The 13358-nt window shown below is 63.2% G+C and carries 7 protein-coding genes; 2 read left to right on the forward strand and 5 right to left on the reverse strand.

Translation table 11 applies throughout. The features are described 5' to 3' along the window. Positions 1 to 61: 61 nt before the first annotated feature. A complete protein-coding gene (locus tag HMPREF2678_RS09000) occupies positions 62 to 1501 on the forward strand; it encodes a zinc-dependent metalloprotease (protein WP_034972324.1) in 1440 nt (479 codons plus the stop codon). Here the strand turns inward: HMPREF2678_RS09000 and HMPREF2678_RS09005 are convergent, their stop codons facing one another. Then, complete coding sequence (locus tag HMPREF2678_RS09005) at positions 1502 to 2110, reverse strand: M48 metallopeptidase family protein (RefSeq protein ID WP_034991924.1); 609 nt, start codon at positions 2108 to 2110, stop codon at positions 1502 to 1504. 102 nt (positions 2111 to 2212) lie between these two features. On the opposite strand from HMPREF2678_RS09005, the gene HMPREF2678_RS09010 reads away from it, so the two are divergent. Then, positions 2213 to 3094, forward strand: a complete 882-nt coding sequence (locus HMPREF2678_RS09010) for a hypothetical protein (RefSeq protein ID WP_070552044.1) — start codon at positions 2213 to 2215, stop codon at positions 3092 to 3094. 48 nt (positions 3095 to 3142) lie between these two features. On the opposite strand, the gene HMPREF2678_RS09015 is transcribed toward HMPREF2678_RS09010, so the two are convergent. From HMPREF2678_RS09015 to HMPREF2678_RS09030, 4 genes are read right to left on the reverse strand one after another with little or no spacing between them, the layout of a single operon-like run. Then, a complete protein-coding gene (locus HMPREF2678_RS09015) occupies positions 3143 to 5239 on the reverse strand; it encodes an ATP-dependent DNA helicase UvrD2 (RefSeq protein WP_034972326.1) in 2097 nt (698 codons plus the stop codon). Between the two features lie 9 nt (positions 5240 to 5248). Continuing rightward, entirely contained in the window at positions 5249 to 6331 is a 1083-nt protein-coding gene (locus tag HMPREF2678_RS09020; RefSeq protein ID WP_070552046.1) for a potassium channel family protein, read from the reverse strand. A 13-nt stretch (positions 6332 to 6344) separates the two neighbouring features. After that, positions 6345 to 9980 (reverse strand): UvrD-helicase domain-containing protein, encoded by a 3636-nt coding sequence (locus tag HMPREF2678_RS09025; RefSeq protein ID WP_070552048.1) that lies wholly within the window; start codon positions 9978 to 9980, stop codon positions 6345 to 6347. Further along, complete coding sequence (locus HMPREF2678_RS09030; protein ID WP_070552050.1) at positions 9981 to 13352, reverse strand: ATP-dependent helicase; 3372 nt, start codon at positions 13350 to 13352, stop codon at positions 9981 to 9983. Positions 13353 to 13358: the final 6 nt, after the last annotated feature.

The following is a 13358-nucleotide window of genomic DNA, read 5'->3' on the forward strand; positions in this document are numbered from 1 at the left end:
ACGCGCCGATATGCCCCTTCGAGGTCGTTTTCGCACTGCAACAGTCGGTACGGTGGGGTACATGAGTAAATTCGGCTTTGGCTTCCACGGCCCGGACGATTCCGACGACGACCGCGACAAAGATAACCACGACAACCAGTTCGGTTTCTTCTTCGGCGGCCCCCTGGGCGGCAACGCCGGTGGCAAGGGTGGCGCAGGCAACATGGGGGCCGGCAACCTGGGCGACATTCTGAACCAGTTCGGCTCCATGCTTTCCGGCTTCGGAACCGATATGAACAGCCCCGACGGTAAGGGGCCGGTCAACTACGCGATGGCCAAGCGCACGGCGCGCCAACGCATCGCCGCCACCAAGAAGGACACCCGCCCGCGCCACAGCGATTCACAGGCAGTGGCCGACTCGGTGCGTCTGGCGGAGCTGTGGTTGGACGAAGCCACCATCCTGCCCGCCGGCGCGTCCGGCTCCGTGGCCTTCGGCCCCGCGCAGTGGTTGGACGAGACTTTCGACACGTGGAAGCGGGTAGTTACTCCCCTGGCTGACAAGCTCGGCGACGCTGCCCTCGGCGGGGTGCCGGAGGAAATGCGCAGCCAGCTAGGCCCGCTGGCGGGAATGATGAAGCAGATCAACGCCATGAACTTCGGCGTGCAGCTCGGCAACACTCTGGGTGAGATGGCCAGCGACGTCGTGCTTTCTACCCAATGGGGCGTACCACTTGCGCAAGGCGAGACCGCTGCCATCGCCACCGAGCACCTGGACGCGATGGCCAAAAAGCTGGGCTGCGAACCCCGCGAAGCACTGATCTACCTGGCCGCGCGCGAGGCAGCGCACCTGCGCCTGTTCAAGCACGTCCCGTGGCTGGTGGAGCGCCTGATTCTGGATGTCGAGGAGTTCGCCGCCGGCCTGTCGCTGGATTACTCCGCCATGGAAGAAGCCACCAGCGACTTCACCCCGGAATCGCTGAACGACCCGGCGAAGATGCAGGAGATGATGGAGCGCATGCAGGGGCAGGATTTCTCCCCGCAAGTCGTTTCCTCCAACACCCACGCCCGCGAACGCCTGGAAACCAGCCTGTCGCTGATCGAGGGTTGGGTGGATTACGTCACCGGCGTGGCCCTGGATTCCCGCATCCCCGCCGCGGCCATGATCAACGCCGCCTGGTCGGAGTTCCGCAACAACGGCTCCCCCGCCATGGATGCGCTGACTAAGGCTCTGGGCATCAGCTTCACTGCTCCGAAGGCAAACGAGGCAGTCGAGCTGTGGCGCAAGCTGGATGATGCGGTAGGCGTCACTAAGCGCGACAGCGTATGGGACCACCCCGATTTCCTTCCGGTTGCCTCCGACCTGGACAACCCGGCGGCCTTCATCAGCAACGTGGCATTCGACGAGGACGAGATGGAGGGCTTCAACCCCATCAGCGAAATCGAGAAGCTGGAGCGGGAGCTCAACGAGAAGCGCGACGAGAACGGCCAGAGCGACACCGACGGCCAGAGCGACGAGAAGTAGCTAGCCGCGCATCCCCCAGCGTTTGAAGGCTTCCAGGTAGCCCTGCGCCTTCTCCAGGTGCGGGGTGTGCGCCTCCCAGCGGCGGAACTCCGGGCCGTGGTTCGGCACGAACGTGTGGATCAGCTCGTGGATAATCACCGCATCCAGCACATATCCCGGCACATCCTGCAGCTGGTGGGCGATCCGGATGCGCTTCGACTGCACCGAGCAACTGCCCCAACGCGTGTTCATGTTCGTGACGAACTTGATCTCTTTTACCGTCGCGCGGCCGCCGAGGTACTTGTTGTTGAGCTGCGCCGCGCGCTCGACGAGCTCGTTGTTGCCTATCGTATGACGCCGACTGCTCAGCGCCTTACCCACCAGCTCCATGCTGATTCTGCGTAGCTCGGCCTCCCCAATGATGGCCGGCGCCATGATCAGGAAGCCATCGCCTTCCTCCCGCACCGCGACCGTCTTTTTCCGCCGGGCGGACAATCGAATGCTCACGGGCGGGATCGCAGCGTCAGTAGCTTCCCTGCCCTGAGCCAGCTGCCGCGCTAGCTCCGCCTGCACATCGCTGGCCACCTGCTGAGGGTCGATAACGCTATGCCGACGCAGGGAGGGAGCCACAGGAACATCCTTTCCACCAGCGAGGACGGTGCAGCGCTGCTAGGGTAAGAGGCGACGAGGCGCGCATGGGGAGCGCGACTCTTTCTTGGGGGAACTTCATTCATGCTAGAGCTTAATCTGCCATCCAACACAGCGATCCTGGCCAGGCCGACAATCGGCCTGCAATTCGGGGTGCTACCGCACGAATCGATGATCCTGCCGCTACCGAAGAACGTGAACCCGGGCCAGGTAGCGCACGTGTTCGCACTGGCGCGCGGCGGGATCGGGTTCGAGGAGCTGCACCAAAAGATGGGCTACTGCGGGCTGGAACCCGAAGATGCGCGGCAGATGCTCTCCGAGATGCTGCAGGCGAAAATCCTGCGGCCGTCCCAGTCGGACGTGGACTTCCACGTGCTGGCCTCCGGCGTGGCCAGCGAGCGGCTAGAGCCCGTGCTAGAGGCTCTTGGTTTGAGCTTCCGCATCGTCACCGCCCCCAGCGAGGCTCGGCGATCGCTGATGGCCCTGCCCGGCGCGGTATTCCCGACCCCGGACGTGCAACACGCACTGATGGTCAACCGGGTAGCCCACTACCCTGCTGGCATCGTGGACGGCCGATCGGTGCTGGGCCCACTGGTCGTCCCTGGCATAACACCCTGCCTGGCCTGCACCGATAGCTACTACGGGCAGATCGACGACGGGTGGAAAGGAGTGCGCTTGCAGGCGACAGGTAGACCCGGAAGTACGGAAAGGCACCTGATCCAGGCAGCCTCCACACAGTTTGCGATGATGCTTAACGAACACGTCCTGCCTTGGTGGCGCGCGCAACGCGAGTATCGGCAGGAACGAAAGATGGCGCGGCTTAGGCAGGAAGCGCTGCCGACTCCACCGGATATCCCGGAGGTCCTCACCCAACGGCGGCTAGTGGACTTTGCCACCGGTGCCGTGCACACCCACCCCATCCCCTTCGACGACAACTGCCTGTCCTGCCGGGCGGTGCGGGTTTAGCTGTGCACGAGGCCAACTGTGCACGGGATCAACTGTGCACAAGACCAACTAGGCGTAGTTGCTGACGATCGCCAGAACGTCCTCACCAAACTCCTTCACCTTGACCGGACCAATGCCCGGCACGGCCACCAACTGGTCAGACGTGGTGGGCAGCTGCTCGGCAATGGCGCGCAACGTGGCGTCACTAAAAATGACATACGCCGGCACCGCCTTGTCCTTGGCCAGAGCGCTGCGCCACTGCCGCAGCTCCGTCAGCAGAAGGTGATCAGTCTCGGGGGCGTGCTCCCCGCAGCGGCCGAGGATCTTTAGCTCCGGGCTGCCGAGCCTGGATCCGCAGACCACGCAGGCATTCTTCGGCGCGCCCAGCCTGTCCCGCGAACCGGAGGCGCCAGTACCGGAACGACGCTGTGCGGCGGCCGCTTCCTCCTGCGGGACCAAACCGTCGAGGAAGCGCGTGCGGCGACGGTTCGACTTGGAGCCCTCCTGGCGAGCCAGCGACCAGCTGAGGTGCAGGTGCTCCCGAGCGCGGGTGATGCCGACGTAGAACAGTCGGCGTTCCTCCTCGATCGCCTCTTCCGAGCCCGCTCCTTTGAGGGCATGGCGGATCGGCAAGGTGCCCTCGTTGAGGCCGACCAGGAATACAGCGTCCCATTCCAGGCCCTTGGCCGCGTGAATGCTGGCCAGGGTGACTCCCTGGAACTTCGGCGGGTTCTTCGCGCTCATGCGTTCCTTCAGCAACGCGACTACGCCCTGCATGCTTAAAGGTTCGGTCGCGGTGGTGGTGATGTCCTTGACCAGCTGGAAGAGGGCCTGCAGGGACTGCCAGCGGGCGCGCTCCTGGGTACCGGAGGGTTCGGTGGACGTCAGGCCGACGGGGACGAGCGCGGCGCGGACGGCATCCGGCACATCCTCCGGGTCCGGGTCGTACTTCTTCGCCGCGGCGGTGATGGCGTTCATTCCCTCCCGGATTTCCGCGCGCTTGAAGAAGCCCTCGCCGCCTTTGACCTGGTAGCCAATGCCGGCCTGTTCGAGCTCGTATTCGTAGTTCGCGGACTGGGAGTTGATGCGGTAGAGGATCGCGATGTTCGCGGGTTCCACGCCCTTGCGGATAAGCGTCTGGATTTCCTTGACTACCGCCACAGCCTCGGCGGGCTCGTCGGGGTACTCGTGGAACTGCGGGAGCGGACCTGCGGGGCGCTGGCCCTCCAGCTTCAGCCGCGTGCCCGCAACGCGTCCTTTCGCCTTGCCGATCACATTGTTAGCCAGGTCCACGACCTGCGGGGTGGAACGGTAGTCCCGGTGCAGGCGGACGGTGGTGGACTCCGGGTACTTGGTGGTGAAGTCCAGCAGATACTCCGGCGTGGCGCCGTTGAAGCTGTAGATCGTCTGGTTCGCGTCGCCCACAACGGTCAGATCGTCGCGGTCGCCTACCCACGCGTCCAACACGCGCTGCTGGAGGGGCGTAACGTCCTGGTACTCGTCGACCACGAAGGTGCGGTAGCGCGAACGAAACTCGTCGGCGATGCCGGTGTTGGACTCGATGGCTGCGGCCATGTGCAGCAGCAGATCGTCGAAGTCCAGCAGCATTCCCTCCGGCGTGGCCTTGAGGTTCTCGTAGCCCTGAAAGACCTTGACGAAGGTATGCGGGGCGACTGGGCAATCACGGCGGCGCGGTTCAACGAAGTCCGGGTAGTCTTCCGCGCTGATCAAGGAGGATTTCGCCCATTCGATTTCCCCGATGAGGTCCGCCAGCATCGGGGTGCTGACCTCTACTCCCGCGGCCCGCGCGGCGCGGGAGACGACGCGGAACTTGTTGTCCAGCAGCGTCCACGGCAGGTCGCCCGCATAGGCGGGCCAAAAGTATTTCAGCTGCCGCATGGCGGCGGCGTGGAAGGTCTTGGCCTGCACCTTGGGGATGTTCATCAGCGCTAGGCGCTCACGCAGTTCCGCGGCCGCACGGGCGGTGAAGGTCACGGCCAAGACGTGGTCGGGGTTCACGAATCCGCCCTCGACCAGGTAGGCAATGCGGTGGGTAATGGTGCGGGTCTTGCCGGTGCCGGCGCCTGCGATGATGCTCACCGGTCCGCGCGGGGCGGAGGCCGCTCTCGCCTGTTCCGGATCCAGACCATCCAGTAGGGAGCTCACTCAGATCCCCTACTTGGTGCCGAGAATATCGTCGGCACCGGGGTTGGAGCGCACGTACAGCACACGGTCGCCCGGTTCGATCGTCTCTGCCTCGGAGGAATCGATGCGGTACAGCTCGCCAGAGCGCACCACCCCCAGCACCACGTCTTCCAGCACGCGGGGGTTGCCGCCAACCTCTTCCTCGGTGACCAGGCGCTCGGCGATAGAGAAGCCTTCGTCCGGCGACAGCAGATCCTCCATCATCTCCGTCACTGATGGTGTAACCGTCGCCAGTCCCATCAGGCGCCCGGCCGTTTCGGAGGAAACGACCACCGAGTCTGCACCGGATTGCCGCAGCAGGTGCGAGTTATCGGATTCGCGCACACTCGCGACGATCGTTGCAGAAGGCGCGATCTCGCGCACCGACAGTGTGATCAGCACCGCTGTATCGTCCTGGTTCGGTGCGACGACCACCGCGCGGGCACGGTTCACACCGGCGAGTTTCAGCACGTCGGAGCGGGTAGCCGTACCCTGCACCGTCACCAGCCCCTGCGCGGACGCCTGATCCAGCACCTCCCTGTCCGTATCCACCACGACGATCTGCGAAGGCGATACGCCGTCGGCCAGCAGCGCCGCGATAGCGGAGCGGCCCTTGGTGCCGTAGCCGATAACGATGGTGTGGTTACGCATTTTCTTCCTCCAGCGGCGGATGACTAACGTTTTGCGGGATTCTTCGGTCAGCACTGACAGCGTCGTGCCGACCAGCAGCACCAGGAAGACCAGGCGGGCCGGGGTGATGATGAGGGTGTTGACCAGTCGCGCGTTCTGCGTCTGCGGTGACACATCGCCGTAGCCCGTCGTCGAGAGAGACACCGACGAGTAATACAGGGCGTCCACAAAAGTTTCCATCCCGTCGTAGCCGTCCCTGTCGAAGTAGGCCAGGCAGGCGACGAACAGCACCAGCAGGAAGGCGTAGAACATCCGTCGGATAATGAGCCACCAGGGGCTTTGTACCACCGAGGTCGGGATGCGGACGATGTTCAGCAGTGCGTGCGGCGGTAGCTCATCGACCTCATCGTCGGCGCGAAAACGTTCGCGCAGCCGGTCTCTCATCTACGTCCTCTCGTCACTGCTCGATGCTGCCTTGTGGCTCTTCGCCGTCGTGTTCTTGGGGTGCCTTCTTTGTAACGCCCCCAAGCATCCGCTCGAGTTGCTCTGCAGACAGTAGTGTACGCGGTTCATAGGTCTCATTTGCCGCGACATAGTGAAACACGGCGCGAACGTTGTCGGCGGGCACCTCCACGCCCAGTTTGGTGCTGAGGAGTTTCGCCCATGCCAGCCTGTAAATGGCCAGCTGCTGTTCGGCTGCGTCCAGTTCCGCGCCGGTGGGTTTGCGCCCTGTTTTCCAGTCCACCACGATCCAGCCGTCGGTGGGATCGTCTCCTTCGTGGAATACGGCGTCAATACGTCCCTCAAACACGTGACCGCCGATCGTGACAGAGTAGGCGCCCTCCACGCTTTCGGGTTGGCGATCGGCCCATGCAGAGCGCAGGAACGCCTCCTTCAGGGTCTCGAGGTAAGGGTCGCCGAGCGAAGCATCCGAGGCGCCCGGCAGCTCTTCCTCGTCCAACAGGGTGACCTGCTTGTAGCGTTCTTCCACCCAGTTGTGGAACGCGGTGCCGCGCTTGGCGTAGGGCTTCGGCTCGAGGGGAATTGGACGACGGGCGCGCAGGGCGAACTCTTCGGAATCCCTGCGCAGGCTCACCATCTCGGTTGCCGTGAGTCGCACCTTCAGTGGCACCAGTACCTCGGCGTTGTCCATTTCCGAATATTCCTCGAGCAGCATATCCGTCTCGAGGTCCCACACCTCGGCCACAGTGGTGGGCGCGGAGGGGGTGGGGGTGTCAGCGCTGTCCGGCTCCTGCGTGCCTAGCGCCTCGATTTCCTTGCGCACCATGTCGGCGGCTTCGGCCACACCGGGGCGCTCTGTAGCGGGAGCTGGGCTGGGCCAGGGGGCGCCTGCGCCATTGTTCGCTTCAGCGACGCGCTGCTGTCGCTCTTCGCCATACTCTAAACGCCGGGAATTGACCTCGACAGTGGGAAGCAGCTTCCTCTGCTCGACTGGAAGCTCCGAGTTATTCAACATCTCATCCAACTTCGAGTAATACTGCCCCATGTCAGACCAGTGCTCTACACAATCATTGCGGTTGTTTTCCCGCAGGTGGTCCCGCAACAGTACTAGACACAGTGAAGGATCCTGTGCGTCCTTGGCGCCGTCCTTATATGCCGCTCCACTGACATAGAGCACCCTCTGGGATCGGGTGATGGCCACGTAGAACAGCCGGTCGTTCTCCTTTGAACGGAAGCGCTTGACCTCCACATTGAATGCGTCATAGGCGTCCGCGTGCGCCTTTCTGTCCTCGACGCCTTCAAGGGACAGCTTTGGGTACATTCCGGGCTTATCCCCCGCATCCCCGCGCAGGCTGCTGGGAATGACCTGAGCGGTGGTTGTCCATGAATACTTCTTGTCTTTCCGTGGTTGCGCGTAATCGCTGAAACTGTCGCGCGTAGCATGCGGCACCGCAACGATGTCCCACTCCAGGCCCTTGGCTTTATGGACGGTGAGGATCTGCACGGTATTGTCCTTGCGCTGGACTTCTCCGGGGGTCAGTCCGTCTTCTTCGGCATGCGCCGCCTTCAGATATTCGACCAGCGCTTTCGGGGTTGCGGATCCGATACGGGAGAAATCGCGAACGATATCCGCAAATCTATCCAGGTGGCTGGTGCCAATAGATTGATCCGGGTGGCGATGCCAGCGCGCCAGCACCTCATGCCGCACTCCCAGCATCTTCTCGATGTCCGCGACCAAGTCCGGCAGGTTCTTGCTGAGGCTGTGGCGCCGCAGATACCCCAGCTCCCGACCGAGCAGCTCCAGCCTTTGGGCGCCTTCGGCTGACATCCCCATATCCGCGGCATCTCGAATGTCCGCGAGTGCATCAACCAGACCGACAGAAAAATCAGTGGGGTCTGGAATGGCATCTAGGATCTCCGCGATCAGTTCATCACGCACGCCGGGCGTGTGGAGAGACTCGATTTTCTCCAGTCGCTCCTGCTCCAAAACGGTTTCGTCGATGTTTTCCGCTTCCCCAGATCCGCGTTTGGCAATCTGCTCTGCGCGTCGCGTGAGCACCGCAAGGTCAGCGGCACCGATGTTCCACCTCGGGCCAGTCAACAGGCGCAGCAGTGCCACGTCATCAGTCGGATCCACCAGCACCCGCAGTGTGGCAAAGATATCTGCAACTTCAGGAAGATCCAGCAGGCCTGGCCCGGCGGTCATGTCTGCGGGCACCCCGCGTTCGACCAGCTTGTTGTAGATAGGAACAGCGTTCGCATTCTTGGTCACCAATACCGCTGCGGAAAAAGGTCTGACCTTGGACGGGTCGTCTGCCGTTTCCAGCTTCTGCTGGTACTCCTGCCATCGTTCCTGCAGCTTGTCAGCCATCCAGTCGAGCTCCTGTTCGCGCTCATCAAAGAAAGCCACAGCGACCTCGCCGTCTTCAGCACCAGGGCGCGGGCGCAGCTCGGAAACTAGGCGTCCGGTGCTGTCGGTGCTTCGCTCCATGGACCAGGTAGAGACCTTGTTGGCCATATCCAACACGGTGGTGGGGTTGCGCCAGGAGGTCAGCAGCTGCAGCTTCTCCGCTGGGTTCCCGTTCGAATCCCGAAAGTCCTCGCGGAACTTCTCCAAGTTAGAGGCCGTCGCGCCGCGGAAAAGATAAATCGACTGCATAGGATCGCCCACCGCCATCGCGGAGAACTCGCCGTCGTTCGCCTTTCCCTTGCCAAACAACGAAGACAGCATGATGCGTTGGGCATGTCCAGTGTCCTGGTACTCGTCCAGCATCACCACGCGGAAACGTCGCCGTTGTTCTTCCCCGACGACCTCGTGATCACGCACAAGTCCCGCAGCCTTGCTCATCTGCTGGCCGAATGTCAGCAACTCCCGGCGCTGGAGCTCTTCCCGATATTCGCGCACCAGCTGCAAAAGCTCGATGCGGTATTCCTGCGCGTCGAGGAAACTCCGGTTCTCTTTGTTGAACTCGACTCGACTTCTCGCTTTCCTTGGTAGGTCTTTGAGAACCTCTCGCGCCTCCTCACTTTCCTCCGCTACTTTTTCCGGGTCCGCCAGGTGGTTGTCCATCTCATCGGACAGAGCGCACACCTCCTCGATGACCGTTCCCACAGCCCTATCTACGGATATCTTCCCCTGCGAGTTCAGCACCACATCGCGGGCCACCATCCACCGTTCGGCGTCCGTAATAAGCCTGGCCGCAGGCTCCGAAGGGATCAACAGTCCATACTCACGGACGATGTCCCCCGCATAGGAGTCATACGTAGCCACTGCCGGCGCGATGTTCTTCAACGCCTCGCGCCGCGGATCATCGGTGGCCAGCTGATCCATGAAGGCGCTGCTCGCCAGCGTCTGTAGGCGCTGGCGGATGCGCTCCCCCAGCTCCGCGGCAGCCTTGCGGGTAAAGGTCAGCCCCAGAATCTGCTCGGGCCGGGCGAAGCCGTTGGCCACCATCCACACGGCCCGCGCCGCCATGGTTTCGGTCTTACCGGCGCCTGCTCCGGCAACTACCAGAAAGTTGCCGAACGGCCCGGCCTGGATGACTTCGGCCTGCTCGTCGGTCGGGGCGAACCTCTGTCCCATCAGCTGGGATAGCTCCTGCGGGCTGAAAATGTGCCTGTTGTTATCCATTTAGACCACCTGCTTTCCTTCTGGCTGTGCGGGGCAAATCGATGTGAATGCGCAGTTCGTGCACTCCTCGTTGATTGTCGCCAGATACGTAGGCCCCGCTGTCACTGGAGCTATATCCATCAACATGTCGTGCGTGTCACCCAGTTTTTCCTCTGTCAGCTCTGCCTGAGGTTTGGCAATGCGCCTTCCCTCGGTTCCGGGGTAGACTAGCGCGGCACCACCGGGCTGGTACTTTTTCCCATCGCCGCCAGGGCGCTCGGTGAGCGTAAGCAAGAATTGATACGCTCTGAGCTGCGGGCTCTCTTCTGCAGCCTTTTCCGACACCGCTTTCTTGCCTGTCTTAAAGTCGATCACCTGCGTCAGCCCATCCTCCGGGTTCGTCGCCAACAGGTCCGCACGTCCGCTCAGGGTCACCTCTATCCCGTCCTCGGTCTGTCCCACTTGTGCCCGCAGGGTGCGCTCGGTCTCTAGGTCGAATCCTTGGTCCCTGTATCCGGTAATGAACTCATGTAGTTTCTCGACGCCACCCTCCCAGCGCTGCACAGTGTGCGCATCCTTCCACCCTGGCCCGTCGAGCACGTGCGGCAGAATCTCTATGACCGCCAGCTGTGCTTCGCCGAGCTCCATGCCTTGCACAATCTGCTCGGCGATGGCGTGGATAAAGATGCCCACGCGCATGGGTTCGGTGGATTCGCTCACTCCGCCGTTGCTATCCAGGAAGGTCCGCAGCGCGCAGGTGTTCCAACTCTCCAGCTTGGAGGGGCTTATCCGGATCTTGCCCCCCGACAGCACCCGCTCCTCCGAGGAAGGCTGCGCCATTCCCCACCAGTCCTCCGGCGCCGCACCGTGCACACCAGCCCGCGCCATCTTGGCCAGGTTCCGCGCAGCCGCACGCCGTTCGTGGCCGGGCCGATTCTCATCGGTTACAGCATCCCGCAGCTCCGCCAGCAGGGATTCGATGGCCAGCACGCGCGGCAGCGCACCAGTTGTGGATGTGGCAGGCGGTTGGCTGGAGGCCTCCTCGATGTCACCCGTCGCTGCCAGCTCGGTGGGCTCTACCTCCATCTCGGCGATGAAGCGCGATGGCACCAGAGCCTCGTCACCAGAGTTCTGCACACTCGTCACATGCACGATATCCGTCGCGCGGCTGATGGCCAGCAGGAACAGTCGGCGTTCTTCTTCGATCGCATCGTTGATGCGGGAGACAGGCACGCTCGGGTCGATGTTCCGGTCCAGCAAATCCACGAGCTCTAGCTGGCCGAACAAACCGCCGACGGTCGGCCCGGTAGGCCACTGGCCTTCCTGCACTCCGGCCACCACGGCAACCTTCCACTGGCGCCCTGCTGCCGCGTGGGCCGGCAGGATCTCCACCGCCCCGGCGCGCACGCCGCGCTGGTCGCGCCCGCCGGTGGGCACTTGTTGGGCCCGGATGTTGTCAATGAAGCTCTTCACCTTCGCCTGCGGATTGCGCTCTGCGAAGTCACCGACGATGTCGAACAGGCTCATCACCGCATCAAGGTCGGCATCGGCCTGTGCGCCCAGGGATCCCCCCTTCAGCGCTTGTGTGCGCAGATGCATATCCAGCTTCGTGGCCTGCCAGATCTTCCACAGCACCATCTCCACGCTCTGCTGCCCCACCAGTGCCTTCCGCCCGGCCTCCAGCACGGTGGACACTCGCTGCAGGACCTCCTGTTCACGCGGTCCGCAGTGGCTAGTGACCCACTGATTTTCCGGGGCCTCGGGGCGATTCAGCAGCTCCGTCACGTAGTCAGCGGCTTGGAAGGGCGCACCGTTGTCGTGCTGCCGTAGCGCCTGCCCGGCCAGCTGCGCGGAGCGGATGGCCAGCGCCACTGCACGGTGCACGCGGCGCACCATCACCGGATCTGCGCCACCGACGCTGCCCTCCAGCAGGTCGCTCATCTCCGCCACCGTCAGGTCCCGGTAGCTGGCCTCCGCCGCCAGCAGCAGCATTCGCACCAGTGGCTGTTCGGCCAGTACCACGGAGGTCGGATCCACCTTCACGGGCACGCCATAGGCCATCAGCGACCTGCGCACCCGCGCGATGCTTCCCGTGCCACGCACGATCACGGCAATGTCGTCCCACGGCACCGAATCCTCGACGTGCGCACGGCGCACTACATCTACGATCTTCAGCCGCTCTGCCGTCTCCGTCGGGGCGATCGTTACCTGCACGGAATCCGCACTCATAGACTCCGCAACCGCAGCACCTACGGTCTCCCCCGCACCGGCAGAGCGCAGCTCCACGCGACTCGGCTGGGCACTCAGGTGCCTACGGACGGCATTAACGGACTGAGCCGCAGGGGGCGTCAAACGATAGGAAGCACTGAGCACAACCCGGTGATCCGGGTCCTGCGAGTAGGAGTCCAAAAAAGCCTCATCCGCGCCGCGGAAGTGGAACACGCACTGATCCGGGTCGCCCGCGATAAGGGTGCGCGTGCCGGGGGCGATAAAGCTCTGGATCAGCCGCGCCGAGGCCGGATCCAAGTTGTGTGCATCGTCCACCAGCAGCAACTTCACCCTCTCCCGCTGCTGCTCCACCACCTGCGCGCCTTCAGGGCATTCGAACGCGCCTAACGTGGCATGCAGCAGCTCAGAAGCGTTCAAGCTCTCCGAGCGACTCAGCCGCTGTACCTGCTGGTATTCCTCTAAGAAATGTCCCGCACCCTCCCACATCGGCCGGTCGTGCGCCACCCCCAGCTCCCGCAGATCCGCCGCCGACAGCCCGCGCTCGGTGGCGCGCAACAACAAGTCGCGCAACTGCTGAGCAAACCCGGCGTAGTCCAGCGCGGGAACCACGTTGTCCGGCCAGTACCGGTTGCCATCTTGCGCCGTGCCACGCAGAATCTCACGGATCTGCATGTCGTGCTCCGCACCCGTAATCAGCCGTGGCGGCTTCTTCCCTCGCAGAGCCTGCACGCTGCGGTAGAAAGCAAACGCCCATGAGTGCACCGATCGCACAAAAGTGCCGGACGCCGCGTAATCGCCTTCCCCTGCCACCCGTTCGTACAGCGAGGCACGCACGGCCGTCGCCGCCTCCTTCGACGGGGCGAAGAACATTATTTCGGACGCCGATCCCCCCTGCAGCAGGAAATCTCTAGCTGCAGCGATCAGTAGCGACGTTTTGCCGGTACCCGCCCCACCGAGAATCGCATAGGGTTTCGAATAGTCAACTTTGGCGGAACCTTCTACCAGCGCGCCTGCCAGCCCATCGAAGTGCTCCGTGGCGCTGAAGGCCGAAGCGGATTCCCCTAGTCGCACTTGCGGCTGCCCGCTAGCACCAAGGCGTTTTTCCAGGTCACGGTTAATATCGCGAGTGTTCTGCGGATTCTTATCTGGGTTGTGGCGATCCATGACTCT

The sequence above is a fragment of the Corynebacterium sp. HMSC058E07 genome, assembly GCF_001809885.1.
GTDB lineage: Bacteria > Actinomycetota > Actinomycetes > Mycobacteriales > Mycobacteriaceae > Corynebacterium > Corynebacterium macclintockiae.

Coding starts and splice junctions, on each gene's coding strand:
- HMPREF2678_RS09025 (WP_070552048.1), bottom strand. CDS start 9,980: ATGGATAACAACAGGCACATTTTCAGCCCGCAGGAGCTATCCCAGCTG.
- HMPREF2678_RS09000 (WP_034972324.1), top strand. CDS start 62: ATGAGTAAATTCGGCTTTGGCTTCCACGGCCCGGACGATTCCGACGAC.
- HMPREF2678_RS09010 (WP_070552044.1), top strand. CDS start 2,213: ATGCTAGAGCTTAATCTGCCATCCAACACAGCGATCCTGGCCAGGCCG.
- HMPREF2678_RS09020 (WP_070552046.1), bottom strand. CDS start 6,331: ATGAGAGACCGGCTGCGCGAACGTTTTCGCGCCGACGATGAGGTCGAT.
- HMPREF2678_RS09030 (WP_070552050.1), bottom strand. CDS start 13,352: ATGGATCGCCACAACCCAGATAAGAATCCGCAGAACACTCGCGATATT.